Annotated in this window: 25 protein-coding genes and 1 tRNA gene; 17 read left to right on the forward strand and 9 right to left on the reverse strand. The window is 49.2% G+C overall.

Annotated features, from left to right (window positions below; all coding sequences use genetic code 11):
* The first annotated feature begins 73 nt into the window (after positions 1–73).
* The 4 genes from dusB (at position 74) to purD (ending at position 4359) form a co-directional block, all read left to right on the forward strand.
* Positions 74–1033: a tRNA dihydrouridine synthase DusB gene (gene dusB, locus Q0698_RS08200; protein ID WP_298635599.1), complete on the forward strand. Its 960-nt coding sequence runs from the start codon at positions 74–76 to the stop codon at positions 1031–1033.
* 32 nt (positions 1034–1065) lie between these two features.
* A complete protein-coding gene (gene fis, locus Q0698_RS08205) occupies positions 1066–1338 on the forward strand; it encodes a DNA-binding transcriptional regulator Fis (protein ID WP_298635601.1) in 273 nt (90 codons plus the stop codon).
* 172 nt (positions 1339–1510) lie between these two features.
* Positions 1511–3076 carry a bifunctional phosphoribosylaminoimidazolecarboxamide formyltransferase/IMP cyclohydrolase gene (gene purH, locus Q0698_RS08210; protein WP_298635603.1) on the forward strand — a complete coding sequence of 522 codons (1566 nt, stop codon included), beginning with the start codon at positions 1511–1513 and terminating at the stop codon, positions 3074–3076.
* Between the two features lie 11 nt (positions 3077–3087).
* Positions 3088–4359 (forward strand): phosphoribosylamine--glycine ligase, encoded by a 1272-nt coding sequence (purD, locus tag Q0698_RS08215; protein ID WP_298635605.1) that lies wholly within the window; start codon positions 3088–3090, stop codon positions 4357–4359.
* A gap of 74 nt (positions 4360–4433) precedes the next feature.
* On the opposite strand, the gene crp is transcribed toward purD, so the two are convergent.
* Positions 4434–5078 carry a cAMP-activated global transcriptional regulator CRP gene (crp, locus tag Q0698_RS08220; RefSeq protein ID WP_121876801.1) on the reverse strand — a complete coding sequence of 215 codons (645 nt, stop codon included), beginning with the start codon at positions 5076–5078 and terminating at the stop codon, positions 4434–4436.
* A gap of 176 nt (positions 5079–5254) precedes the next feature.
* On the opposite strand from crp, the gene Q0698_RS08225 reads away from it, so the two are divergent.
* Positions 5255–5680, forward strand: coding sequence for an OsmC family protein (locus tag Q0698_RS08225; RefSeq protein ID WP_298635608.1), 426 nt, complete (start codon positions 5255–5257; stop codon positions 5678–5680).
* Positions 5677–6315, forward strand: a complete 639-nt coding sequence (coq7, locus tag Q0698_RS08230) for a 2-polyprenyl-3-methyl-6-methoxy-1,4-benzoquinone monooxygenase (protein WP_298635609.1) — start codon at positions 5677–5679, stop codon at positions 6313–6315. Before Q0698_RS08225 ends, coq7 begins: the two co-directional genes overlap by 4 nt.
* A gap of 136 nt (positions 6316–6451) precedes the next feature.
* Here coq7 and trpC read toward each other — a convergent pair whose 3' ends face one another.
* From trpC to rpe, 5 genes are all read right to left on the reverse strand, one after another.
* Entirely contained in the window at positions 6452–7255 is an 804-nt protein-coding gene (gene trpC, locus Q0698_RS08235; protein WP_298635610.1) for an indole-3-glycerol phosphate synthase TrpC, read from the reverse strand.
* On the reverse strand, positions 7252–8283 hold the full coding sequence (gene trpD / locus Q0698_RS08240; RefSeq protein WP_298635612.1) for an anthranilate phosphoribosyltransferase: 1032 nt from the start codon (positions 8281–8283) through the stop codon (positions 7252–7254). Before trpD ends, trpC begins: the two co-directional genes overlap by 4 nt.
* A complete protein-coding gene (locus Q0698_RS08245) occupies positions 8283–8867 on the reverse strand; it encodes an aminodeoxychorismate/anthranilate synthase component II (protein ID WP_298635614.1) in 585 nt (194 codons plus the stop codon). Before Q0698_RS08245 ends, trpD begins: the two co-directional genes overlap by 1 nt.
* Entirely contained in the window at positions 8864–10351 is a 1488-nt protein-coding gene (gene trpE, locus Q0698_RS08250; protein ID WP_298635616.1) for an anthranilate synthase component I, read from the reverse strand. Before trpE ends, Q0698_RS08245 begins: the two co-directional genes overlap by 4 nt.
* A 240-nt stretch (positions 10352–10591) precedes the next feature.
* Entirely contained in the window at positions 10592–11266 is a 675-nt protein-coding gene (gene rpe / locus Q0698_RS08255) for a ribulose-phosphate 3-epimerase (protein WP_298635618.1), read from the reverse strand.
* A gap of 214 nt (positions 11267–11480) precedes the next feature.
* On the opposite strand from rpe, the gene lptD reads away from it, so the two are divergent.
* From lptD to Q0698_RS08285, 6 genes are read left to right on the forward strand one after another with little or no spacing between them, the layout of a single operon-like run.
* On the forward strand, positions 11481–13916 hold the full coding sequence (gene lptD, locus Q0698_RS08260) for an LPS assembly protein LptD (RefSeq protein WP_298635620.1): 2436 nt from the start codon (positions 11481–11483) through the stop codon (positions 13914–13916).
* The gene (locus Q0698_RS08265) at positions 13900–15195 is read left to right on the forward strand and encodes a peptidylprolyl isomerase (RefSeq protein ID WP_298635622.1); all 1296 of its coding nucleotides are present in this window, start codon (positions 13900–13902) and stop codon (positions 15193–15195) included. The genes lptD and Q0698_RS08265 overlap by 17 nt, the downstream gene beginning before the upstream one ends.
* Complete coding sequence (gene pdxA, locus Q0698_RS08270; RefSeq protein WP_298635624.1) at positions 15192–16169, forward strand: 4-hydroxythreonine-4-phosphate dehydrogenase PdxA; 978 nt, start codon at positions 15192–15194, stop codon at positions 16167–16169. The genes Q0698_RS08265 and pdxA overlap by 4 nt, the downstream gene beginning before the upstream one ends.
* A 19-nt stretch (positions 16170–16188) precedes the next feature.
* Complete coding sequence (rsmA, locus tag Q0698_RS08275) at positions 16189–16998, forward strand: 16S rRNA (adenine(1518)-N(6)/adenine(1519)-N(6))-dimethyltransferase RsmA (RefSeq protein ID WP_298635626.1); 810 nt, start codon at positions 16189–16191, stop codon at positions 16996–16998.
* Positions 16995–17375 (forward strand): Co2+/Mg2+ efflux protein ApaG, encoded by a 381-nt coding sequence (gene apaG, locus Q0698_RS08280; protein ID WP_298635628.1) that lies wholly within the window; start codon positions 16995–16997, stop codon positions 17373–17375. The genes rsmA and apaG overlap by 4 nt, the downstream gene beginning before the upstream one ends.
* Positions 17375–18193, forward strand: coding sequence for a symmetrical bis(5'-nucleosyl)-tetraphosphatase (locus Q0698_RS08285; RefSeq protein ID WP_298635630.1), 819 nt, complete (start codon positions 17375–17377; stop codon positions 18191–18193). Before apaG ends, Q0698_RS08285 begins: the two co-directional genes overlap by 1 nt.
* A gap of 81 nt (positions 18194–18274) precedes the next feature.
* Here Q0698_RS08285 and folK read toward each other — a convergent pair whose 3' ends face one another.
* The 3 genes from folK to tsaD are packed head-to-tail and all read right to left on the reverse strand — an operon-like array spanning position 18275 to position 20179.
* A complete protein-coding gene (gene folK, locus Q0698_RS08290) occupies positions 18275–18793 on the reverse strand; it encodes a 2-amino-4-hydroxy-6-hydroxymethyldihydropteridine diphosphokinase (RefSeq protein WP_298635633.1) in 519 nt (172 codons plus the stop codon).
* Positions 18790–19149, reverse strand: a complete 360-nt coding sequence (gene folB / locus Q0698_RS08295; RefSeq protein ID WP_298635635.1) for a dihydroneopterin aldolase — start codon at positions 19147–19149, stop codon at positions 18790–18792. The genes folK and folB overlap by 4 nt, the downstream gene beginning before the upstream one ends.
* Positions 19139–20179, reverse strand: coding sequence for a tRNA (adenosine(37)-N6)-threonylcarbamoyltransferase complex transferase subunit TsaD (gene tsaD / locus Q0698_RS08300; RefSeq protein WP_298635636.1), 1041 nt, complete (start codon positions 20177–20179; stop codon positions 19139–19141). Before tsaD ends, folB begins: the two co-directional genes overlap by 11 nt.
* A 191-nt stretch (positions 20180–20370) precedes the next feature.
* Between tsaD and rpsU the strand changes: the two genes are divergently transcribed.
* The 5 genes from rpsU to Q0698_RS08325 all read left to right on the forward strand — a co-directional run bounded on the left by rpsU (position 20371) and on the right by Q0698_RS08325 (position 25197).
* On the forward strand, positions 20371–20586 hold the full coding sequence (gene rpsU, locus Q0698_RS08305; RefSeq protein ID WP_121876817.1) for a 30S ribosomal protein S21: 216 nt from the start codon (positions 20371–20373) through the stop codon (positions 20584–20586).
* Between the two features lie 49 nt (positions 20587–20635).
* The gene (locus Q0698_RS08310; RefSeq protein WP_298635639.1) at positions 20636–21088 is read left to right on the forward strand and encodes a GatB/YqeY domain-containing protein; all 453 of its coding nucleotides are present in this window, start codon (positions 20636–20638) and stop codon (positions 21086–21088) included.
* 43 nt (positions 21089–21131) lie between these two features.
* Positions 21132–22949: a DNA primase gene (gene dnaG, locus Q0698_RS08315; RefSeq protein WP_298635640.1), complete on the forward strand. Its 1818-nt coding sequence runs from the start codon at positions 21132–21134 to the stop codon at positions 22947–22949.
* 94 nt (positions 22950–23043) lie between these two features.
* Positions 23044–24921, forward strand: a complete 1878-nt coding sequence (gene rpoD, locus Q0698_RS08320; RefSeq protein ID WP_298635642.1) for an RNA polymerase sigma factor RpoD — start codon at positions 23044–23046, stop codon at positions 24919–24921.
* Between the two features lie 199 nt (positions 24922–25120).
* Positions 25121–25197 (forward strand) — tRNA-Ile (locus Q0698_RS08325).
* Positions 25198–25331: the final 134 nt, after the last annotated feature.

Genomic DNA, 25331 nt, shown 5'->3' on the forward strand with positions numbered 1-25331 from the left:
TTTTCACTCAAACTTCTTTTGCTTAGCGGCGTCATAAGCTAGAATCGCTCGCCCAGAACAAATGGCTATTGAGATGTATTCCATAGGTCCCTATCAGTTATCCAACCCAACCATACTTGCCCCCATGGCAGGCGTCACCGACTTACCGTTCCGTCGCTTATGTCATCGCATGGGTGCGGGCCTCGTGGTGGGTGAAATGCTGACATCCGACGTATCGCTATGGAACTCTACCAAAAGCCGACACCGGCTTCGTCACGACAATGAAGTCACACCGAAGGCGATTCAGATTGCCGGAGGTGACGCTGAAATGTTAGGCAATGCGGCGCAGATGACCCAACAGCTTGGCGCTCAGATTATTGACATTAACATGGGCTGTCCCGCCAAGAAGGTTTGTAAGAAGGCCGCCGGATCTGCTCTGTTAAAGGACGAGGCATTAGTAACGGAGATCCTTCATGCCGTGGTAGCCGCCGTGGACGTTCCCGTCTCGTTGAAAATCCGAACGGGCTGGTCTCCAGATCAGCGTAATGGTGTGACGATTGCGCGGATTGCCGAAGATGCAGGAATCAAGTCTCTTGCCGTTCATGGTCGTACTCGGGCCTGTAAATACCAAGGCGAGGCCGAATATGAAACCATTCGTCAGATTGTTGAGGCCGTTGATATCCCTGTCGCCGCAAACGGTGATATAGAGACGCCGGAAAAGGCAAAAGAAGTGATAGAATTCACCGGCGCTAAAGCAGTGATGATTGGCAGAGCCGCACAGGGGAACCCGTGGTTATTTCGTGAAATCAATCATTTTTTAGCCAACGGTGAGCACTTACCAACCATTAGTCAAACCGAACAAGCTGAGATTCTCCTCGATCACATCAAACAGCTGCATGAATTCTACGGTCCCGTTATGGGCTACAGAATTGCGCGCAAGCACGTGAACTGGTATTTGAAACCAGTAGGTGCAGATCGAGAATTTATAAAGATGTTTAACAGCATCGACGATGAAACAGAACAACTACAAACAATTTGTAACTTCTTTAGCTAATAAGAAGACCTAATAGGAGAGGAACTCAGAGCATGAGTGAACAGCTGTTAAAGGCCACCGAGGCCAACGTTGAAGATTATCCAACATTACGCGACTCGGTAGCCCGTTCAATGCGCAATTATTTCAAGGCCTTAGAAGGTCAGGAGCCCAGCGAAATTTATGACATGGTCATGAATGAAGTTGAAGAGCCTCTTTTAGAAGCGGTGATGAAGTTTACCAAGAATAACCAATCTCGCGCTGCCAGTATCATGGGCCTCAACCGAGGAACGCTTCGTAAAAAGCTCAAACGTTACGATATGCTTTAAGCCCTCTCCTTGGGGGTCGTCAAGCCTTTCGCTTCGCCCCCAAAGATCCCCTATCTTCGCCCTCTTTTCTCATCTGAAAAACTAACGCTGCAAATGGTAATAGTTCCTGCGACATGTTGCCGTCGTTTTTGTAAAATTCCACCTTTACTATGTACCACTACTAGAGGCTCTCATGTCAGTAACTGCTGTTAAACGCGCGCTAATTAGCGTGTCAGATAAATCAGGTGTCGTCGATTTTGCTCGTGAACTCGTTGCTCAAGGTGTAGAAATTCTCTCCACTGGCGGAACGTTTAAGCTACTAAGCAACGAGGGTATTGCTGTTACTGAAGTGGCTAAGGTCACAGGTTTCCCAGAAATCATGGATGGTCGAGTTAAAACGCTTCACCCAACCATTCACGGCGGTATTCTTGCGCGTCGTGGCCAAGATGACGAGACTGCAGCAACGCATGGTATCGGCTACATCGACATGGTCGTGGTAAACCTCTACCCATTCCGCGAAACCATCGCTAAGCCTGACTGTTCGCTTGACCATGCTATTGAGAACATCGATATCGGTGGCCCAACCATGGTTCGTGCAGCGGCCAAGAACCACAAATATGTGGGCATTGTTGTTGATGCGGGCGACTACGGCCGTATCATTGACGAACTCAAGGCAGACAAGGGTTTAAGCACCGCATTGAAACGCGAGCTCGCCGCAAAGGCCTTTGCCCATACCGCAGATTACGACGGTGCTATCGCTAACTACCTGGGAGCACTAGAGGACGACGCGCCAAGCGACGCCTTCCCAACCACATTCAATCGTCAGTTCGTTAAAACTGAAGACCTCCGTTACGGTGAGAACCCACATCAGCGCGCAGCGTTCTATCGCGAACACGACTTAAAGGAAGCCAGTGTTGCCAGCGCAGTTCAGCTCAATGGTAAAGCACTGTCATTCAATAACATCGCGGATACTGACGCCGCACTTGAATGCGTTAAATGCTTCGAAGAGCCAGCCTGTGTAATTGTTAAGCACGCAAACCCCTGTGGTGTCGCGATTGGTTCGAATATCTTAAATGCTTATGATCGCGCCTTTAGTACTGACCCAACTTCGGCCTTTGGCGGTATTATCGCATTCAACCGAGAACTCGATGCAGACACCGCCCAAGCGATTATCGATCGCCAATTTGTTGAAGTTATTATCGCTCCGAGTGTGAGTGACCAAGCTGCTGCAGTGGTTGCTACGAAGGCGAATGTTCGTCTTCTGAGCTGTGGCGACTTAACTGAGCAAGGCGCTGCCTATGACTTTAAACGCGTCAACGGCGGACTACTTATTCAAGATCGCGACCTTAAACCTATTACTGCAGATGATCTTAAAATCGTTAGTAAGATTGCCCCAACTGAGGAGCAAATCCGTGACTTACTGTTCGCATGGAACGTTGCCAACTACGTGAAATCCAATGCTATCGTCTATGTGAATGATGGCATGACGATTGGTGTGGGCGCAGGACAAATGAGCCGCGTTTACTCCGCTAAAATTGCGGCTATTAAGGCGGCTGACGAAAACTTAGTTGTTGAGGGCTCAGTAATGGCCTCTGACGCCTTCTTCCCGTTTAGAGATGGTATTGACGCTGCGGCCGCTGCCGGTATTAAGGCGATCATTCAACCGGGTGGTTCAATGCGCGACGAAGAAGTTATCGCCGCGGCGGACGAACATGGTATCGCCATGGTATTTACCGGCGTTCGTCACTTCCGCCACTAAGGAGATAAAATATGAACATATTAGTTATTGGTAGCGGTGGTCGAGAGCACGCCCTGGCATGGAAGTGTGCTCAGAGCCCACTTGCAGAGCATGTATTTGTCGCACCGGGTAACGCCGGCACGGCACTTGATCCACAACTCAGCAACGTTAGTTTTGACGTCAGCAACCACGCTGAAGCGATTAATTGGGCGAAGGAAAATAACATCGGTCTAACTATCGTTGGTCCGGAGCAACCGTTAGTAGATGGTATGGTAGATGCCTTTGAAGCGGCAGGCTTAGCAATCTTCGGGCCACGTTCAGGCGCCGCACAATTAGAAGGATCTAAGCAGTTTGCTAAGGACTTCCTCGCGCGCCACGATATTCCAACCGCCTTCTATGAGGTCTTTACGGAAGTTGCCCCTGCGCATGCTTATATTGATGAGAAAGGCGCACCAATCGTTGTCAAAGCTGATGGCTTGGCAGCAGGTAAGGGCGTGGTCGTAGCTCAGAGTACCGACGAGGCAAAGCAAGCCGTTACGGACATGCTTCAAGACAATGCCTTTGGCGATGCCGGAAGTCGTGTTGTGATTGAGGAATTCCTCGCCGGCGAAGAAGCTTCGTTTATCGTGATGGTAGACGGCGAAGACGTATTGCCGATGGCCACCAGCCAGGACCATAAAGCCCGTGACAACGGTGATTTAGGCCCGAATACTGGCGGTATGGGTGCCTACTCACCAGCGCCGTTAGTGGATAGCGCAATGCACCAGCGAGTGATGAAGGAAGTGATCTATCCAACGGTAAAAGGAATGAACGCCGAGGGAAATTACTTCCGTGGTTTCCTCTACGCCGGCTTGATGATTGACGCTGATGGCATCCCTAAGGTTCTAGAGTTCAATGTTCGCTTTGGTGACCCTGAAACTCAACCCATCATGTCGCGCATGAAGAGTGACCTGGTAGCCCATTGCTTAGCAGCCACTCAAGGTTCGCTCGCCAACGAATCGGCTGAGTGGGACGAACGTTATGCACTGGGGGTAGTGATGGCTGCAGGCGGTTATCCGTTCAGCTATGCGAAGTCTCGGGTTATTTCGGGTATCGAAAACGCCGACACCGTCAGTAAAGTCTTCCACGCAGGTACAGCCATCCAAGGTGAAGAGGTAGTCACCGCGGGCGGACGAGTACTGTGCGTTGTTGCGCTTGGCGACACGGTTGCCGAGGCGCAGCAAGCAGCCTATAACGGCGTAGAGAAGATTACTTGGGAAGACGAGTATCACCGCACTGATATTGGCTTTAAAGCCATTCGCTAGCGGCGAATCTCGGAAACGAAAAAGCAGCCTTGAGGGCTGCTTTTTTATTGGCCGGTACAAATTCGAGTAAGCAATTAGCGAGTTCCGTATACCACCATAGTCTTGCCACTAACTGAAACCAGTTCCTGCTCCTCAAGATTCTTTAGGACTCGGCCTACCATCTCACGTGAACAACCAACGATACGACCAATTTCCTGACGAGTGATCTTGATCTGCATACCATCTGGGTGTGTCATCGCATCCGGCTGTTTCGCCAAATCCAGCAACGTACGTGCTACGCGACCGGTCACATCTAAGAACGCTAGATTACCCACTTTCTGAGTAGTTTCGCGAAGACGATGAGCCATCTGCTGGCAAAGCGCCTCTAAAACTTCCGGGTGTTGGTGGCTGACTTCACGGAAGCGGGCGAAACTAATTTCGGCAACTTCACATTCCGTTTTTGCACGGACCCAGGCAGAGCGAGTAGGCTCTTCACTAAATAGGCCCATTTCACCGAAGAAATCACCAGAATTAAGGTAGGCAACGATCATCTCGCGACCTTCGTCCTCATCTTCAATCAATACGGTTACAGAACCTTTGATAATAAAGTACAGCGCGTCGGGCCGATCACCAGCATAAATTACCGTACTCTTTGCAGGGTAACGGCGACGATGGCAGTGATTCAAGAAGTCGCTAAACTTGTCTACCGGCGAAATAATGGGCCGAAAACTTGAGACCATACGTATAGCTCCTAGGTTTAAAGTTATTATTGTTTATCTTATCGGTATTATGAGATTAATCAAACTAACATGACCACTAGTTTCAGACGATAAATCATTTGTTTGTGAACTAGGCTCTAATTTTCTTTATGTTATATTAGCTAAAACTCCTTAATGCATTGATTTGGAAGCAAAAAATGGAATCTAAACTCAGTTGGCAGGGCGACGTTAAGTTCTTAGCAACATCGGGCAGTGGCCATCAAGTTCTTATGGATGGCCCGCCGAATTCCGGCGGTGAGAACGCAGGAGCACGCCCAATGGAGCTCATTTTGATGGGATTATCAGGGTGCGCCAGCTTCGATGTAGTAGGTATTCTTAAGAAAGCGAAGCAAGATGTGAGCGCCGTTGATGTAGAAGTCAGCGCCAATCGAGCCGATGAGACACCCGCTGTGTTCACCGATATCCACCTGAGATTTATCGTTACCGGCAGTAATATTAAGACTGCCCTAGTGGAACGTGCGGTCAAACTCTCGTCCGAAAAGTATTGCTCCGCCTCTATTATGCTAACTCGCGGTGGGGTGAATATCACCCATGAGATTGTGATCAAGGAGCCCGCTGCATGATTAATCTAAGTGTCATTGATAAATTTATCACCCAAAGCGATAGAGCGCTTCGTACTATCGCCGCCGGTGAACAGGCAAGTGACCGCCCCTCTCCTGCCCGGCAACAACCTCATTGTGAACTGAATGATTCTGAGCGTGCTCACGTTGCCGGCCTGATGCGCGTAAACCACGCGGGTGAAGTCTGTGCTCAGGCGCTTTATCAAGGCCAGGCTCTCACTGCAAAGCTGCCGGAAGTTCGCCAGGAAATGGAGCACGCTGCAGCCGAAGAAGTTGACCACTTGGTGTGGTGTGAAGAGCGTCTTAACGAGCTAGATGCTAAACCGAGCATTCTCAACCCGCTTTGGTATGGCATGTCATTCGCCATTGGAGCTACTGCTGGGCTTGTCTCGGATAAAGTCAGCCTGGGCTTTGTTGCGGCAACTGAAGACTTAGTCTGTGGACACCTAAGCTCTCATCTAGAGAAGCTCCCTGAAGACGATCAACGAACTCGGGCGGTGCTAGAGCAGATGCATGAGGATGAACTTCGCCATGGTGAGGCGGCGTTGGCCGCTGGGGGTTATGAGTTCCCTGCACCCATTAAACGAGGAATGTCTGAGGTGGCAAAGGTTATGACGACCTTGGCTTATCGAACCTAGACCATAGTCATCATTTAAGGGGTACGATCAGCCGAGCATGCTAATACAGAAACTCGTTGAGTGAAGCCCCCTTTAGCCTTCAATGATGCAGCGCTCAAAATCACAGAAATTCGCTTGACTCTTGAGCTACCCGTCCCTAAGCCGCTGGAAAAAACAATTTTGCCAACTGGTGCCCCGGGTTCTCCGCCCGCATAAATGCCTCGCCGACCAAGAATGCTGAGACATTATTTGCTCGCATCAAGGCTACGTCTTCAGCGGTGTGAATACCGCTTTCCGTCACGACGGTACAACCTTCCGGAATACGCTCAAGCAATGCAGTTGTGGTTTCTAACGAGGTCTCAAAATTGTGCAGATTACGATTATTAATCCCAACTAAGCTCGGATTGACGCGCAACGCAGACTCCAATTCATCCGCATCGTGAACTTCGATGAGCACATCCATTCCAAGCTTTGTAGCTAAACCGTGGAATTCAGCTAATTGCTCATCGGAAAGAATCGCCACAATAAGCAAAATACAGTCCGCACCAAGTAGTCTTGATTCCCAAATCTGGTACGCATCAACAACAAAATCCTTGCGCAGAATAGGCAAATCAACCTCTTCGCGAACCTGTTTTAGGTAGTCATCAGATCCCTTAAAAAAGGCGATATCAGTGAGTACCGACAAACAGGCTGCACCATGATCTTCGTAGGCTCTGGCGATTTCCTTTGGGATAAAATTCTCGCGGATAATACCTTTACTCGGTGACGCCTTTTTCACCTCGGCAATCACGCCAGCACCCAACTTTTCTGCGCGATCTTTCAGCTGAGCCACAAAACCGCGACACGGCCTAAGTTCGTTAAGCATTAACGTTAACTTTTCCTGAGGCAAGAGGCGCTTCCGCTCTTCGACTTCCATCAACTTATGCGCGACAATCTTTTCTAATACCGTGGGTACGCTCACGAAAACTCTCCTAACAGCTGACTAAACTCAGCTAATTCCTTTAACTTTTCACTGGCAACGCCCGAGGCGATCACATCCAATGCAACGGTAACGCCCTCTTTAATAGAATCTGCAGCACCGGCAACATAGAGCGCCGCACCGGCATTAAACGCTACCATCTGTGCGGCCGATTCATGATCACCCTTCAGCGCCTGCTGTAACATCGACAAACTCCCTGCCGGCCCATTGACGCAGAGTGCGCTGATATCAGCTAACGTCTCTAAGCCCACATCACTGGCGGATAATTGGTACTCATGGATTACACCATCGCGAAGTTCAGCAACTGAATTACTCGCGGCTAGCGAGAACTCATCAAGCCCGTCACCCGAATGCACCACGATGGCATGCTCGGACCCTAGCTCCATCAGCGCCTGAGCCACCGGAACAACCCAGGCTGGGTCAAATACGCCAACCACTTGGCGACGGACAGCCGCAGGATTGGTTAGCGGTCCCAACAGATTAAATACGGTGCGAACACCCAAGGCCTTTCTTGCTGGAATGGCGTACTTCATTGACGGATGATGATTAATGGCGAACATGAAGCCCAGCCCCACCTCGTCAATACAGCGTGCCAACGCAGCGCCTTGAAGGTTCAAGTTAACCCCAGCCGCTTCCAATACATCGGCCGAACCGGAACTACTGGATACGCTTCTATTACCATGCTTCGCCACCGTAACACCTGCGGCGGCCACCACTACCGAAGCCGCCGTAGAAACATTAAACAGATTGGCGCCATCACCGCCGGTTCCCACGATATCTACAGCATTCTGAGACTTAATCTCTACCGGCGACATTAAGCTACGCATCACTCCTGCTGCGGCGGCAATCTGACCCGGCGATTCACCTCGAAGCCTTAACGCCACCAAGAATCCCGAGATTAACTCGTTGGATACTTCTCCACTCATTAGCGAAAGCATGGCTGCTCGCATCTGATCGTTGCTGAGAGGCTGATTATTCAGCAAGTACTCGAGTGCCGTTTTGACCGCCATTAGCGCGCTCCCTTTAAGAATCGTTCAAACTGATCATGACCATGCTGTGAGAGAATTGATTCTGGATGATATTGCACCCCTTCAATATCTAACTCGCGGTGGCGAATTCCCATGATTTCTTCCATGTTGCCATGCTCATCTTGAGTCCATGCGGTCACTTCCAGACAATCGGGCACCGACGCTTTGTCAATCACCAAGCTGTGATATCGGGTGGCCGTAAAGCCCTGTGGAAGCCCTGCAAAAACACCAACATCGCGGTGGTAAATAGGACTAGTCTTACCGTGCATCACCTGCGCGGCGCGAATAATTTTGCCACCGAATACTTGGCCGATACTTTGATGCCCTAAACAGACGCCCAGGATAGGAAGCTTCCCCTTAAAGTGCTCAATGACAGCCATGGAGACACCCGCTTCATTCGGGGTGCAGGGGCCGGGTGAAATGATTATTTTCTCTGGCTGCAGCGCCTCAATCTGGGCAACTGACAACTCATCATTTCGAATAACTTTAACGTCAGCCTTCAGCTCAGCTAGATACTGCACAATGTTGTAGGTGAAGGAGTCATAATTATCGATCATTAAAATCATGCCTGCTGCTCCGTGTTAGTCGTTAGCATTGAGGCTGCTCGCAGCACGGCGCGTGCCTTATTTCGAGTTTCTTGCCATTCCAAGTCTGGTTGCGAATCGGCGACTACGCCAGCACCAGCCTGAACATAAAGTCGCTCGCCCTTTAGCACGGCGGTGCGAATTGCAATAGCTGTGTCCATGTTGCCATTCCAGCCAATATAGCCCACCGCTCCACCGTAGATACCGCGGTGACTAGTTTCCAATTCATCGATGATTTCCATCGCTCGTACCTTTGGTGCACCGCTTAGCGTGCCTGCTGGCATAGCAGCTCGAAGGACATCCATACAACCTAGACCGTCACGTAATTTCCCGGTGACATTAGAGGTGATGTGCATCACGTGCGAGTAACGTTCAACCACCATCTTTTCAGTGAGTTTTACACTGCCGCTCTGCGCGACGCGTCCCACATCATTCCTCCCGAGATCGATCAACATCAGGTGCTCAGCAATCTCCTTAGGATCTGCCAATAAATCAGCCTGTAGCGCTTGGTCATCAGCTTCCGTCTTACCACGCTTGCGGGTACCGGCAATAGGTCGGACGGTGACTTCACCCTGCTCCAATCTAGCTAGAATTTCCGGTGACGAACCCACCACATGGTGATCCTCTAAATTAAGGCAGTACATATAAGGTGATGGATTTAGCAGACGTAAGGCGCGGTAGAGGTCAGTCGCCGAGTGTTTAAAGGCCATGGACATCCGTTGGGATAGCACAACTTGCATCGTATCGCCTGCAAGCACGTACTCCTTAACCTGATTTACGGCCGCTTTAAAGTCGGCTTCACTGGTGTGCAGTTGGACTTCATCTTCAATGGTCGCGTCATCATCCAGTGAAATATGACCCACTGAAGTCTGTGCCGATTTTAACTTGGCTTCAATTGATTCTAGGCGCGCCTGCGCTTGCTCGTAGGCATTGCTCGCCGTTGGATTAGCGTGAGTAATGATCTTCAGCGTCCCCGATAAGCTATCAAATACTATTACATCTCTCGCGAGCATCATTAATATATCAGGAGTGTCAATCTCACGGACGAGTTCTACACCCTGCAACTTAGGCTCGACTAAGCGCACCGTATCATAGGAGAAATAGCCAACTAAACCGCCGTGGAAGCGCGGCAGACCTTCTATCTCAGGAACGCTGAATTGGTTGCGATATTCATCGATATAGTCCAGCGGATTGCTGACTTCAAAGGCTTCAATAAGCCCACCGTTGCGGAAGATTTCTATCCGTTTGCCATAAACCTTTAAGATCTCCTCACAAGGCAAACCAATAATGGAATAACGCCCCCATTTTTCACCCCCTTCAACGGATTCGAACAGAAAACTATAGGGATCATTAGCAAGTTTTAAATAGCAAGAGACAGGCGTATCGAGATCAGCGACAACTTCGCGTACAAGTGGGACATAATTATAGCCTTGACGGCCAAATTGGAAGAACGAATCGGGTTTCATAGGGAACTCAGCAATAGTTAAACGACTAGCAGTGACAGGAAAATGCGTCCGTTTAGCTTCGCCATCGAAGGATTAGGGGTGAGTTCATAAAAAGCGAGGTAGTCATAGCAGCCCGACGTTAGTTAAATATCATTACTTAACCCCGAGTGTACCCCAGCTTTTAACAAAGAAAAACCCCATATAAACCACTAAAACCGTGGGTTATAGGAGGCATTCCAAATGTTATAGAGCGAACAAATTTCAACGCTTAGCTAACGCCAGCTCGGCACGCATCGCAGCGATCGTCGCCGTGTAGTCTTCAGTGTTATAAATCGCCGAACCCGCAACGAACGTATCGGCTCCCGCTTCGGCCACTTCGCGGATATTACTCAGACCAACACCACCATCTACCTCAAGGCGAATATCAAGTCCGGACTGATCGATGATTGCGCGTGCTTTACGGAGCTTATCTAACGTTGCGGGAATGAATTTCTGCCCACCGAAACCTGGATTGACGCTCATCAACAGAACCATATCAACCTTTTCCAAGGTGTACTCCAGAACATCCAATGAGGTAGCAGGGTTGAATACCAAGCCGGCTTTGCAGCCGCCGTCGCGGATCATCTGTAGAGATCGATCAACGTGCTTGCTGGCCTCAGGGTGAAAGGTGATATAGCTCGCCCCAGCGTCAATAAATTGGCTGATCATCGCATCTACTGGTTCGACCATAAGATGAACATCAATAGGTGCGGTCACTCCATGGTCGCGCAGTGCTTTACACACCATTGGACCAATGGTGAGGTTGGGCACGTAATGGTTATCCATTACGTCAAAGTGCACCACGTCGGCGCCAGCCTCTAAAACCGCATCAACCTCTTCGCCTAAGCGAGCAAAATTAGCGGACAAAATGGACGGTGCAAGCCAAAAATCTTTCATTACGATGCCTCGAATAGTCATTACGACAAGCATAACCAAAAAACACTAAAAAATCCGTGCCAATTCAAAAATCAATAACTCGCTTACTGCGTGACGATTAGTTTTTAATCCATGCTAGATAGCGAATTTGTTCTAGGATGTGATGTAACCATCGTTTATCATACTAAGAATAATAATGACTCACTGCTGCATAGGAACTTACGTTAATTACGACATGTTATTTAAACGAATTGCGCTAATCATCGTCGGTATAGCCTTCGCGAGCACCACAAAGGCCGAAGTGACCCAACCATCCCTCGCTAGCTGCCAGCCTGGAGCGAATGCCTCACGCTTGGATTGGGTTCCCCTTTCAGCTTTATCGGCACAGCAACTTGCCACGGTGAGGTCTCGCTGCTGCGGCGCCTATATTCCGCCCGCTGAATATCTTGCAGTGGTTGAAAACAATAGTGCTAACATGCAGCTTTTAGCTGGTTCAGATACCAGTCGTCTTGAGGACGAAGGTAATACCAGCGTCATGGAAGGCAACGTGTTCGTTCGTCAAGGTGCGCGCCAGCTAACGGCAGATATCGCACGTATTAATCAAAGTGAAAATCGCGCCGAACTCAGTGGCAATGTGACCTTTCGCGAACCCGGGGTACTGCTTATCGGAGAGCGAGCTTCGGTTACCATGAGCGAAGGCGAGGCAACGATTGATGGCGCAGAGTTTGTCATCCATGAATCGGGTTTGCGAGGCAGAGCGGGTTCAATTAGATTAAGCGATGCCAGTTCGTTAAAGCTTCAGGATGGTGGTTTCACTAGCTGCGAACCGGGCAATGAACAATGGTATCTGCGTTCCGACACCGTAGAACTTGATACCAACACTGGGCTCGGTACCGTTACCGATGCTAAGTTTGAGGTGCTAGGCGTACCCGTACTCTATTTACCGTGGGTCCAGTTCCCTATCGACGATCGTCGAATGACGGGAATACTGTTTCCAGAATTGAAAGTAGGAAGCGACGGGGTCGATTTCTCTGTTCCCGTCTATGTAAACCTTGCTCCCAACTATGACGCGACGATTACACCACGATATATTGCGGATCGTGGCGCGGGCTTGGAAGTGGAAACTCGCTATTTAAATCACTACCAGCAAACTGACTTAAGCGGTGCTTACTGGGAGCGAGACAAAGAATTTGACGACTCTAGATGGCTGGTTGGTATTGATCATCGAGGCGGTGAAGATCGTAATTGGTACACCCGAATTGACTACCAGCAAGTGTCGGATATTGATTATTTTCGTGACCTTGGGACCTACGGTCTAGATATTGAGGCACAAACTAACCTTGCCCAGCATGCGGCAGTTGGCTATCAAACGGATATCTTTCACGTTGGGATTGAAACTCGGCGCTACCAAGCTATATCGGTAACCACTCAAAACCGCTACCGACAAATGCCACACATATTTGTTGAGGCTAGCTATCCATTCTTCACGGGCTTGAATGTAGGTTTCGACCTTCACAATACTAATTTTAGCGTCTACGATGACCTCGACATCGATGAAGGCCGCCGAACGAATGGCCGAGTTTTTGCAAGCTATCAGAAGGACTGGCTGCCCGGCTATCTCAAGGTAGGATCCTCACTTCAAGCGCTCTCCTATGACTTAAGCAAAATCGGTACCGAATCGATTTCTACCCGTGAATCACATACAACAGTTCCCGTTAGCTATGTTGACGCCGGTGTCTTTTTTGAGCGATTCCAAGACGACTCCTTCGCTGCGATATCACTTGAGCCAAGACTGTTCTATACCCATGTGCCATATCAAGATCAGAGTGATCAGGCTATTTTTGATACGACTTTACCGCTTCAAACCTACCAGGAGCTCTTCAATCCCCAGCGTTTCTCTGGTAATGATCGTATCGGTGATAACAATCGCCTGACGCTAGGCTTAACCTCTCGATTTATCGATAATGAAAGCGGTCAGGAGTGGTTAACGCTAGGCGTCGCTCAAGCTTTTTATTTCGAAAATCGCTATGTCAGTCTGCAACCTAGACTTACAAAGGATGTTATCGACAACCCAGACCTGCTTCCCGACGTAACGGATGCAGAAGGTTTAGAACTTGAGTATCTAAGACGTGACAAGTCCGATATCATGTTTGACGGTCAACTCAACCTCGCTGATGAATGGTGGATATCCTCCAATTTGAACTGGGACTCCACCGACAATCAGATAAATCAGACCGCTAGCTACCTTCAATATAGTAAGTATGGTGAAGCGCTTGCCAATTTAGGCGTAATCTATCAACGTCGAGGTCAAGGCATTAACGCAATGACCGGGGAAGTGATTGATCGAAATACTTATCAAGGTAACTTTTCCGTCTACGCGCCTATTGCAGAGAGTAATTGGTCTGCCTTTGGCAGCTGGACACATGATATTACCTACAGTCGTCGTATCGATTTCATGGCAGGTATTGAATACGACAGTTGCTGCTGGAGAGTGGCTTTGGCTTATCAAGAGTGGGTTGAATCGGGCACAGCAGCCGAAATTGACCAATTGAGTGAACGCAGTGCATTTCGACTGCAAATTGAACTAAAGGGTATCGGCAGTGGTCAATCTCCTGTCGACAAACTAATAAGCAGTATATATGGCTACACCGACTATGATGAAAATAACTAAAAAGATTGTCCTTTCAGTATTACTAATCAGCTTTACAGCTAGTGCTTTTGCCGCTCAACTGCTCGATCGTGTTATCGCGATTGTGAATGATGATGTAATTATGGAATCTCAACTGGAAACGCGCTTGAGCCAGATTACTTCTCAATATCCAGCTGAACAGCTACCCCCTATTGCAGAGCTCCGTAAGCAGTTACTTAATCGCTTGGTTGAAGAAGCGCTTGAGCTTGAAGTAGCACGAAGAGCTGGCGTCAATATTGGCGAAAGCAAACTCGAAGAAACTTTGGCGCGAATTGCTGCGGGTAACGGCCAAACTGTTGAGCAATTCCGTGCAAGCATCGAAAGCGCTGGTCAGCCTTGGTATGCGGCGCGTGAACAGATTCGTCGCGAATTACTTTTAAGCCAAGTTCAACAGGGAGCCGTGTCAGCTCGCATTACCGTCACTGAACAGGAAATTAGAAATTTTCTAGAGTCTGATGAAGGCAAGAACCAAACTGCGACCAACTACAACGTTTCCCACATCCTGCTGCCAATCTCTAGTGAGACCACTCCAGCCGAATTAACGGCCGTAGCGGAAGAGGCTACCGAGGTTTACAATGCGGCTTCGGCCGGCGAGGATTTCGCCACTTTGGCGCGAACTCACTCTAAATCTCCTGATGCGTTAGAGGGTGGTGAGTTTGGCTGGAGAAGAATTGAACAGCTGCCTTCGGTATTCGCAACCCACGTTGAAGTCATGGAGATTGGCGAGGTCACCGAACCATTCCGCTCTGGCGCGGGTTACCACATCGTTAAACTGATAAATAAACGTGGCGCCGAAGACCAAGTTGTTGAACAAACAGAAGTGCGTCATATTTTGATTAGCCCTAACGCTATTCGCAGCGAAGAACAGGCGCGTGAGCAAATCTTAGCGGTTCGTGAGCGCATCCTGGCCGGTGAAGATTTTGGCGAATTAGCCGCAGAATTTTCTGAAGACCATGGTAGTGCTCGCCGAGCGGGTTCACTAGGCTGGTCGATGCCAGGGAGTTTCGTACCGCAATTCGAGTCAACGATGAATAGTGCAGAAATTGGCGAAGTTAGCGAGCCATTCCTTTCACAGTTTGGCTGGCACATTCTTGAAGTCACGGGCCGTCGCGATCAAAACATGTCGGAACGCTATCTTGAGATGCAAGCTGAGAATTTTATTCGTAGCCGAAAATTCTACGACGAATTACCACGCTGGCGTCGAGAGCTTCGTGATGAAGCCTATATCAGCTACAAAGCTCCCTACGACGAGTTGATGTGAGCTATCTCTACTTAACTTCCGGTGAACCAGCAGGCATAGGCCCAGAATTATGTCTGCAATACGCACAAGTTGAACGCACTCATAATGTCATCGTTCTAGCAGATATCTCGCTGCTAGAACAACGCGCTCAGCAGCTCAAAATTAATTGCGAACTTCAGCCATGGTTTCCCGGCGACGCCGTAACCCAACTGGCTGGCCAACTCTCTGTCTTCCATATTTCACTGCGAGCTCCCTGCACAGCAGGCACGCTGGATACGGCTAACGCCGGCTATGTCCTCGCTCAACTGCAACACAGTGTGCAGCTGGTTCAGAGTTCCCGTGGAGCGATTGTGACCTGCCCTGTCCATAAGGGCATCATTAATGAATCAGGAATCCCATTTAGCGGCCATACCGAATTCTTTGCCGAGCGAGCGGGCGTTGAAAAGGTAGTGATGATGCTGGCCTGCGAGAAGCTCCGAGTTTGTCTTGCGACCACACATCTACCTTTGCGAGCTGTCGCCGATGCCATCAACGGTCCAGAGCTTAAAGTACTTTTAGCAATTATTCATAACAGCTTGAAAACTCAGTTTGGCATCGCTCAACCGCGAATCTCGGTATGCGGCTTAAACCCCCATGCCGGCGAAGGCGGTCATCTCGGTCTCGAGGAGCAGGAGATTATCGAACCTGCGCTCGCTAGCCTCCGGGAAACTGGCATGGATCTTATCGGCCCACTTCCCGCCGACACCGCGTTTACGCCCAGAGCATTGGAAGGTATTGATGCAGTGCTTGCGATGTACCACGATCAAGGCCTGCCAGTACTGAAGTATGCAGGGTTTGGCGACGCGGTAAACGTCACCCTTGGATTGCCGTTTATTCGCACTAGCGTTGACCACGGCACGGCACTTGATATCGCGGGCTTAGGTAGAGCAAATTGTGGCAGTTTGCGGTGTGCGCTAGACTATGCGGCTACAATGAGTGCTCACAGCAATTTTTAAATCTTTTTTCGGAGTTTGAATGTCGTCTAAATCGATCGTTAATGGCCATCGAATGCGTAAGCGTTTTGGTCAGAACTTCCTGAATGATTCCAACATCATTTCTCGTATCACTCGCTCTGTTTCGCCAAAGGAAGCAGATCGAATTGTCGAGATTGGCCCCGGACAGGGAGCTATTACTGAAGATTTGGTGGGTTCAGGCGCTAAAGTAACGGCGGTTGAACTCGATCGGGATCTCATTCCCTGGCTAATGGTTAAATTCGAAAAAGACAGTAATTTCGATATTGTTAATGCTGACGCCCTCAAGACCGATTTCAGTTCCTTTGTAGATAGCGAACCACTGCGTATTGTCGGCAACCTTCCCTACAACATTTCTACCCCGCTTATCTTTCACCTACTTAGTTTCTCAGGTGCCATAAAAGATATGCACTTCATGTTGCAAAAAGAGGTGGTGGACCGCATGGCCGCCGGGCCTGGCGACAATAATTACGGCCGACTAAGTGTCATGACCCAGTATCTCTGCCAGGTTATTCCGCTATTTATTGTTCCCCCCGAGTCATTCGATCCGCCCCCTAAAGTCGACAGCGCGATCGTTCGACTCGTACCCCGTTCTGAAGTGGACAAACTGTTAGACGAAGAGTTCTTTGCAACGGTGGTGAGAACGGCCTTTAACCAGCGAAGAAAAACGCTACGAAATTCGCTCAAGCCGTTGCTCCAAAACGCCGACATTGCCTCCATTGGTATTGATCTATCGCTACGACCGGAGAACATATCGGTTGCTGAGTACGTAGCACTCGCCAACCTCCTAGTTGAAGCCAATAAATCCCAATGACTATTTCAGATCAAGTAAAAGTAAGCGTTCGAACCGAATATGTGGGTGTTGAGGAGCGCGGGAGATCATTCCATCACGCCTTCGCTTATCACATTGAAATCGCGAATAGCAGCAGCAGAAACATCCAACTTCTCACCCGTGAATGGACTATTATTGACGCGGACGGACATGAAGATCGGGTGGAAGGAGAAGGCGTTGTGGGTGAAATGCCAATTCTTGGCCAACACGAGCAATTTTCCTATACCAGCTGGGCGATGATTGGCACTAACGCCGGTACAATGCACGGTTTTTATGGTTTCGTTGATATCGATACTCAAGAACACTTTCGTGTGGAAATCCCCTGCTTTAGACTAACAAGACCCGGCGCTCTGCACTGATGGCTCGGTGGGTAATTGGTGATATCCAAGGCTGCTTTAGTGCCTTTGAGACCCTTCTCAAAGCCATTGAATTTAGCCCTCAAGGAGATCAGCTTTACCTCTGCGGTGATTTAATTAACCGCGGTGACAATGACCTCGCAACACTGGACTGGTTATATGCGCATAAAAACGTGGTCTTCCCAGTATTGGGAAACCACGACTTACACTTCCTAGCCTGTTACTTTCTGGGCAAACCTGCTGGCAGTAAAGATACCTTTGGCCGGCTGCTCAACAGTGAACACATTGCCTCCTACTGCAACTGGCTTCTTGAGCAACCGCTCATGCGAGTCATTGATGATCGCTTCGTTCTAAGCCACGCTGGTATACCCCACGTCTGGACGGTAAATGAGGCGCTAGAGTTGGCGAACGAAGTCAGCTATGCCCTAAAAAACCCGCACAAAAGGCGCAGTTTCTTTTCCTCTATGTATGGTAACCAACCTTCTACTTGGAGTGGTCAGCTAAAGGGAACCGCGCGGCTGCGTTGTATTACTAATTACTTTACGCGAATGCGTTATATTCGTGCGAATGGTGAGCTCGAGTTTAAGTGCAGTGATTTAGTTGGCCCAGAAGATAAGGGATTCCTACCGTGGTTTAGTTGGCCGAGAAAGGATGAACATCAACTACTATTCGGCCACTGGGCGGCTCTTGAGGGTAATTGTTCAACCGTGGATATTGAAGCACTTGACGGTGGGTGTGTCTGGGGTGGAAGACTGATCGCATTCCGAATTGAGGATGGCAGACGAATTAGCGTTAGCAACCCGTCGTACGCTAGCAGCTAGTTAATTCGCTGTTCAGCAGCGAAGTTAGACGCCGCGCCGCTTATCATCTTGGATGAATGGCACCCCACCAACACGAATCGATTAATCATCACTCGTTATCTTAGTAACACTAAGAAATTCATCAGATACCTGAGTTAAAGGCTGCTTTGCCTTATCATAGACTGACCATTGATCGCGGAAGTAACTGCCATCTCTTGGGTCCTTGAGATCGGGAGCAATATCGATGAGCGGCTTAAGGACAAAGGCATTTAAGGAAACTTCCTGCCTGGGTAGTTGAACGCCATCCACTTCGCCGACTTCTCCCTCAACATAGAGGATATCTATATCTAACGTCCGTCCTGAAAACTTTGGCGCACTACGATCACGGCCGCAGGTATCCTCAATTTTCTTTAGGATGGCTTTCAAATCCTTCACGCGCTTGCTGGTATTAACGCTAACACAGAAATTGAAAAAGGCCTCGCCCTCGAAGCCAACGGAAGCGCTGCGGTAGACCGGCGAAACTGTCACGACTCCGACTTGCTCGCGAAGCAGTACTAAGCCCTTTGCCAAAAAATACTCTCGCTGGGTATTACTGCCGAACCCCAGGTAAACAGTTCTCATGCCTTGGCCTTACGGAGAATCTTAACCGCCACATTGGTAGCTTCTGGAACTGCACCAGGCTTAGACAGCTTTAGACTGACCTCTGAGACGCCAAATTCAGTAATAATAAGCTCGGCAACTCGTTCTGCCACCGTCTCGATCAACTCAAAACTTGTCTCGCTGACATAGCTGAGGATAGCTGAGCTCACTTCGGCATAATTCAAAGCGAGTTGAATATCATCCGAGCTGGCAGCCGGGGCATTATTCCAGGCCATCTCTAGGTCAAATATTAAACGTTGCGTAATGCTTCGTTCCCAGTCATAGACTCCAATGACCGTATCAACGGCCAAGCCTTCGATGATAACACTATCCTGCATCGTCAATAGCCTCCAATTGATCCATTGGCCAGCGAGGGTACGCAATCACTGATAAATCAGAGCTCTGCCCTGCCGCCAACCTACAGGCTCCCGCGTAGGCGATCATTGCCCCGTTATCAGTACAAAATTCAGGCCGCGCATAGAATACCGATGCCTTGACCGCGGCAAGCTTCTGACCTAATTCACGTCGCAGTTTTCGATTCGCGGAGACCCCGCCTGCCATGACCAAACGCTTATAACCTGTCTGCTCCAATGCTCGTCGGCACTTAATTGCAATGGTATCAACCACCGCTTGCTCAAAACCTGCAGCGATATCTGCCATCGTCTGTTGATCGGGTAGCGGGCCATCTAGGGTATGCTTTTGCGTTAAATTCAACGTGAAGGTTTTCAGGCCACTAAAACTGAAGTCCAACCCAGGGCGATCAACCATAGGACGGGGAAATTTGAATCGATGGGGATCACCCGATTCAGCCAGCCGAGCAATTTCAGGTCCGCCCGGATAATCAAGATCAAGCATCTTAGCGGCTTTATCAAAGGCTTCGCCGGCGGCGTCGTCCAACGACTCGCCAATGACCTCGTAGCGGCCGATAGCCTTAACATCTACGAGTTGCGTATGGCCACCGGACACCAGTAACGCCACAAATGGGAATTCAGGCGGCTGTTCTTCAAGCATCGGCGCTAGGAGATGTCCTTCCATGTGGTGGACACCCAGCGCTGGAACATTCCAGCCGTACGCCAAGGCCCTGCCCAGGCAAGCGCCAACCATTAAAGCACCGATTAAACCCGGACCGGCTGTATAGGCAACAGCGTCGATATCTTCGGAGCTCAGATTCGCCTCAGCTAGAACCTGGCGAATCAAGGGCAAGGTCTTTTTAATGTGATCTCGCGATGCTAACTCAGGGACGACGCCCCCATACTCTGCATGCACAGCTACCTGACTGTGGAGCGCATCAGCAATGATGCCGTGATCCGTGTCGTAGATGGCTATGCCTGTCTCATCACAGGATGTTTCAATCCCAAGAACGCGCAAACTAATTCTCCCAATAAAGCGGTCACATGTTGGTAGCGCGCATGATACGCCTTTCCATCTCAAACGGCAAAAACCGCCTGCTTGATTTTTAAACAACTTTGCAAAGTGACTGGCAATCATAGTAGAATGCCGCGCCCGTGTATAAGATACGGGTAATTTCTTTTAATTATTTATTTAAGGTAGGTGGTTTAATGCCGTCGGTTAAAGTACGTGAAAACGAGCCATTTGACGTGGCTCTTCGCCGTTTCAAGCGCGGTTGTGAAAAAGCAGGGATCTTGGCAGAAGTTCGTAGTCGTGAGACTTACGAAAAGCCAACAACTACGCGTCAACGCGCTGCAGCGGCTGCAGTCAAGCGTCACTTGAAGAAAGTTTCTCGTGACTCTCGAAATAAGAAACGTATGTACTAATCGTTGGCTTACTAGCTTCGGCTAGTACCCGACTCAAAGGAATTCACCGATGAGCTCTGCTGTTCAACAATCTATTTCTGCTGCAACGAAGCAGGCAATGCGCGATCGCGCGAAAGCCCGCCTAGGCGTATTAAGAATGATCAATGCGGAATTTAAACGTATTGAAGTTGATGAGCGAATCGAACTGGATGATAGCCGTTGCCTTGCTGTGCTCGACAAAATGTCGAAGCAGCGTCGCGACGCGCTCGACCAATACAAGTCAGCGGATCGTCAAGATCTTGCGGATATTGAAGAGGCCGAACTTGCTATCATTCAGGAATTCCTTCCCAAAGCGCTCTCCGATGATGAAATCATCGCCATTGTATCTGCCGCTAAAGCCGAAACCGGCGCAGCCAGCATGCAGGACATGGGTAAGCTGATGGCGCTAGTAAAACCGCAAGTTCAAGGCCGTGCCGATATGGGTGCTGTCAGTAAATTGGTTAAGGCTGCTCTCAGCGCTTAAACGCCTTTACAACGCCCCTCTCTACAGTCAACAATAGCCAACTATGGCTGGCCTAATACCTCGTACCTTTATTGAAGATCTTGTGAGTCGTCTCGACATCGTCGAAGTGATTGATGCGCGTGTGCCACTTAAGAAAACGGGCGCAAATTTTATGGCCTGCTGCCCTTTTCACAATGAAAAATCGCCCTCATTTAGCGTTAACCCCAACAAACAGTTTTACTATTGCTTCGGCTGCGGAGCGAGCGGCGATGCCATCAAATTTCTCATGGAGTATGAGCGATTAGAGTTCACTGAGGCGGTAGAACAGCTCGCCAACAAAGCCGGCATTGAAGTACCTCGTGAAGAACGAACGCCGCAACAAAAGAAGCAAGAGAAAACACGCAAGACACTCTACGATGCGCTCACTGAAGCCGCACGATTTTTCTTTACGCAACTTCGACACGAAGCCGCGCCACGCAACTATTTGGTGCGCAGAGAACTATCGCCACAAATCGCCCGCGATTTCGGCTTAGGTTTCGCCCCGGGAAGCTGGGACGCACTGTTAAAGCACCTAAGTAGCAAAGGTTATCGTGACGAGCAGCTGATTGAAGCGGGCTTGCTTATTGAGAACGAAGACAGTAACCGTCGCTATGACCGATTTAGAAATCGAGTGATGTTTCCTATCCGGGACAGCCGAGGAAGAGTGATCGCCTTCGGCGGACGAGTGCTGGATGACAGCAAGCCAAAATATCTCAACTCGCCGGAAACCCCAGTATTCCATAAAGGTCGTGAGCTTTACGGTCTCTACGAGTGCAAGCAGAAACTCAAGCAGATTGATCGCTTGATGCTGGTGGAGGGCTACATGGACGTGGTGGCACTGGGGCAATTCGACATTCACTTTGCCGTTGCCACCTTGGGCACCGCAGCCACCGAAGATCATATTCAACTGGCCTTTAAGAATGCGCCAGAGTTGGTCTTTTGCTTTGATGGTGATGCCGCTGGACGACGCGCGGCGGCGCGAGCACTGCAGAATACGCTGCCCTATGTGGAGGACGGCCGAACCGTTAGATTCCTATTCCTTCCTGATGGTGAAGACCCTGACAGCCTTGTTCGCCGAATTGGCACTGAACAGTTCCTCAAGGTAGTCGCGCACGCGATGCCACTCGAAGAGTATATTTTTGAGCAGGCTGGCGAAGATATTGATCTAAGCAGCATGGACGGACGAGCAAAGTTAGCAAAGCGCGTAGCGCCGCAAATTGCAAAGCTACCCGTGGGTATTTTTCATGAACTTATGAACGATGAGCTCGCCAAGCGAACAGGATTGAATCGGGCAACGATTGATCGAATCTTGGCTTCACCAGAGGTGAATGTAGACCCTCCTACGAACCAGGAAGATTATCATTCTTACGAAACTGAGACCCATCGTGTAAGGCCGAAACTCGCGGCAATACAAACCGCTTCGCGCACCAATGATATGATTCGCCGAGTCATCGGCCTTCTCAGTCGACATCCACTCGCTATTAGCGACGTCGAAACGAATTCAAGTTGGCCTGAAGCCCCCGCAACACTTAGCCTGATTGATTTAATCGAGGTGCTTCGCAAGCGACCCGACATGAGTTCCTCGCAACTTTACGGAGTTTGGCTTGCGAAACATGGCGCCACTCACGCCCAGGAGCTCATGGATTGCATTGCCTTAACGCAAAACACGACCGATGCTAATATCGTCACTGAGCTCAAGGAATATCAGACTTATTTTGCCAAAAAAGCACGCACACAAACCAAATCTCAACGACTTAGTGAACTCAAGCAGATACCACTTAATGAAATGTCCGACGAACAGCGCGATGAATATCGGCTACTAATTCGTACACGGCGTGAATAATTTCAGCAAATTGACTTGAATACATAGCCATTGCCCCCATATACAGTCTATAATTCTCCTCTTAACTTTCAAAAGTAGAAGGTTCGTTTTCTTAATGTCCGCACATTCGCAAAAACAATCTCGTATTAAAGAGCTCATCGCACGTGGTCGAGAGCAAGGTTACCTCACCTATTCTGAAGTCAATGATCATCTTCCCGATGACATTTCAGAGCCAGAACAGGTTGAAGAAATCATTCAAATGATCAACGACATGGGTATCCGTGTTTTTGAAACCGCTCCCGATGCCGATACGCTTATTATGGCGGAAGGCGATAGTTCTCCCGATGAGATCGCCGCAGCTGAAGCTGCAGCGGCTCTTGCTGCCGTAGAAAACGAAACCGGCCGAACTACTGATCCCGTTCGCATGTACATGCGAGAAATGGGAAGCGTCGAGCTCCTTACCCGTGAGGGCGAGATTAAGATCGCCAAGCGTATTGAGGATGGTGTTCGTGACGTAACCAGCGCCTTGGTTCACTGGCCAAGCATGCTACCAACGATTTTTGCTCACTATGATCGTATTGGTGAAGAAGAGGACGATCTCGACCTTAGTGACGTTTTAATCGGTTACTTAGATCCAATGGAAGTGGTACCAAGTGCCAACGAAATTGCTCGTCAAAATGCAGCGGCCGCGGAAGCTGCTGAAAACGAAAACGACGGTGATGACGCCGAAGATACTGACGACGATGACGACGATGATGATTCGGCTGACATTAAGAGCGGTCCGGATCCAGAAGAAGCGGCTGAGCGTTTTGGCGCCGCACGCAAACTTTACGATATCGCGGTTGAGCTGTTAGAGAAAGATGGCCGCGATGCACCATCTACTCGCAAGGCGTTTGAAGAAGTCGCCGAAGTGGTTAAGTTTTTCAAGTTCACCACCGAACTTTACGACCCAATCATTGCTGATGTGCGTGACTGTCTTGAGCGTATTCGCACGGAAGAAAAGCAACTGATGCAACTTCTCGTTCGTCAGTGTCGTATGCCTCGTGGTGAATTTATCAAGCTTCTTCCTGGCAACGAAACTAATCCGGATTGGATTGACAGTCTAAAGAATGCTGGTAAGCCATGGAGCGACAAAATTGTTCATATTGAAGAAGATATCAAGCGCTCCCAGCGACGCCTGACGGCCGTCGTAGTACAAGGTCAGCTAGAGCTTAATGCAATCAAAGAGATTAACCGTGCAATGAGCCTCGGCGAAGCGCGTACGCGTCGAGCCAAGAAGGAAATGGTAGAAGCTAACCTTCGCTTGGTAATCTCCATTGCCAAAAAATACACCAACCGAGGCCTGCAATTCTTGGACTTAATCCAAGAGGGTAATATCGGTTTGATGAAGGCGGTCGATAAGTTCGAATATCGCCGCGGTTACAAGTTCTCGACCTACGCTACCTGGTGGATTCGCCAGGCGATCACGCGCTCTATTGCGGATCAAGCTCGTACTATTCGTATTCCGGTTCACATGATTGAGACGATCAATAAACTCAATCGCGTATCTCGTCAAATGCTTCAGGAAATGGGTAGAGAACCAACCCCTGAAGAACTAGGCGAGCGACTTGAAATGCCTGAGGACAAGGTTCGCAAGGTACTTAAGATCGCTAAAGAGCCCATTTCAATGGAAACACCTATTGGCGATGACGAAGATTCACATCTAGGCGATTTCATTGAAGATACAACCCTAGATTCGCCTGTTGATTCAGCTACGGGCGAAAGCCTCAAGAATGCGACGAAAGACGTACTAGCTGGACTTACCGCTAGGGAAGCGAAAGTATTACGCATGCGTTTCGGTATCAACATGAATACCGATCACACCCTGGAAGAAGTCGGTAAGCAGTTTGATGTAACGCGTGAGCGTATTCGTCAGATTGAAGCCAAAGCACTTCGTAAGCTTCGTCACCCTTCTCGCTCTGAGCATCTTCGCTCGTTTATTGACGAGAAATAGGCTAAACGGCACACAAAAAACATCAACTTCGGTTGGTGTTTTTTTTTGCCTCGAATAAATGACAGGACGCTTTAGGATTACGTGGCGCTTCACGGCGCTAAGTCTTTGTCTTTAGTCGATTTATTTTCCTAAAGCGCTTCTTAGCTATTTTAAATCCCTGAATTTTCTTTATAATTGCGACAGTTGAATTCAATTCAGCGGGCCCGTAGCTCAGTTGGTTAGAGCATCCGACTCATAATCGGCAGGTCCCCAGTTCAAGTCTGGGCGGGCCCACCATTTTTCTTCGCTACACCTATAAAAACCCCACACCTAGGCACTTCTACCTTGCCCATTTTTTGCTGGCCGATCACTTCGATAAACACTTATATCGCACACAACTAAATTGCGTACAATTTACTTTGATATTTAAC

The sequence above is a fragment of the uncultured Umboniibacter sp. genome (assembly GCF_947497555.1).
Classification (GTDB): Bacteria; Pseudomonadota; Gammaproteobacteria; order Pseudomonadales; family DSM-25080; genus Umboniibacter.

Excerpts from the sequence above, each read along its gene's own strand:
- purD (WP_298635605.1), top strand. The coding sequence starts at position 3,088 with ATGAACATATTAGTTATTGGTAGCGGTGGTCGAGAGCACGCCCTGGCA.
- rsmA (WP_298635626.1), top strand. The coding sequence starts at position 16,189 with ATGTCGTCTAAATCGATCGTTAATGGCCATCGAATGCGTAAGCGTTTT.
- fis (WP_298635601.1), top strand. The coding sequence starts at position 1,066 with ATGAGTGAACAGCTGTTAAAGGCCACCGAGGCCAACGTTGAAGATTAT.
- dusB (WP_298635599.1), top strand. The coding sequence starts at position 74 with ATGTATTCCATAGGTCCCTATCAGTTATCCAACCCAACCATACTTGCC.
- dnaG (WP_298635640.1), top strand. The coding sequence starts at position 21,132 with ATGGCTGGCCTAATACCTCGTACCTTTATTGAAGATCTTGTGAGTCGT.
- Q0698_RS08225 (WP_298635608.1), top strand. The coding sequence starts at position 5,255 with ATGGAATCTAAACTCAGTTGGCAGGGCGACGTTAAGTTCTTAGCAACA.
- rpsU (WP_121876817.1), top strand. The coding sequence starts at position 20,371 with ATGCCGTCGGTTAAAGTACGTGAAAACGAGCCATTTGACGTGGCTCTT.
- Q0698_RS08285 (WP_298635630.1), top strand. The coding sequence starts at position 17,375 with ATGGCTCGGTGGGTAATTGGTGATATCCAAGGCTGCTTTAGTGCCTTT.
- rpe (WP_298635618.1), bottom strand. The coding sequence starts at position 11,266 with ATGAAAGATTTTTGGCTTGCACCGTCCATTTTGTCCGCTAATTTTGCT.
- lptD (WP_298635620.1), top strand. The coding sequence starts at position 11,481 with ATGTTATTTAAACGAATTGCGCTAATCATCGTCGGTATAGCCTTCGCG.
- Q0698_RS08245 (WP_298635614.1), bottom strand. The coding sequence starts at position 8,867 with ATGATTTTAATGATCGATAATTATGACTCCTTCACCTACAACATTGTG.
- Q0698_RS08310 (WP_298635639.1), top strand. The coding sequence starts at position 20,636 with ATGAGCTCTGCTGTTCAACAATCTATTTCTGCTGCAACGAAGCAGGCA.
- folK (WP_298635633.1), bottom strand. The coding sequence starts at position 18,793 with ATGAGAACTGTTTACCTGGGGTTCGGCAGTAATACCCAGCGAGAGTAT.
- Q0698_RS08265 (WP_298635622.1), top strand. The coding sequence starts at position 13,900 with ATGATGAAAATAACTAAAAAGATTGTCCTTTCAGTATTACTAATCAGC.
- rpoD (WP_298635642.1), top strand. The coding sequence starts at position 23,044 with ATGTCCGCACATTCGCAAAAACAATCTCGTATTAAAGAGCTCATCGCA.
- folB (WP_298635635.1), bottom strand. The coding sequence starts at position 19,149 with ATGCAGGATAGTGTTATCATCGAAGGCTTGGCCGTTGATACGGTCATT.
- coq7 (WP_298635609.1), top strand. The coding sequence starts at position 5,677 with ATGATTAATCTAAGTGTCATTGATAAATTTATCACCCAAAGCGATAGA.
- purH (WP_298635603.1), top strand. The coding sequence starts at position 1,511 with ATGTCAGTAACTGCTGTTAAACGCGCGCTAATTAGCGTGTCAGATAAA.
- apaG (WP_298635628.1), top strand. The coding sequence starts at position 16,995 with ATGACTATTTCAGATCAAGTAAAAGTAAGCGTTCGAACCGAATATGTG.
- trpE (WP_298635616.1), bottom strand. The coding sequence starts at position 10,351 with ATGAAACCCGATTCGTTCTTCCAATTTGGCCGTCAAGGCTATAATTAT.
- trpD (WP_298635612.1), bottom strand. The coding sequence starts at position 8,283 with ATGGCGGTCAAAACGGCACTCGAGTACTTGCTGAATAATCAGCCTCTC.
- crp (WP_121876801.1), bottom strand. The coding sequence starts at position 5,078 with ATGGTCTCAAGTTTTCGGCCCATTATTTCGCCGGTAGACAAGTTTAGC.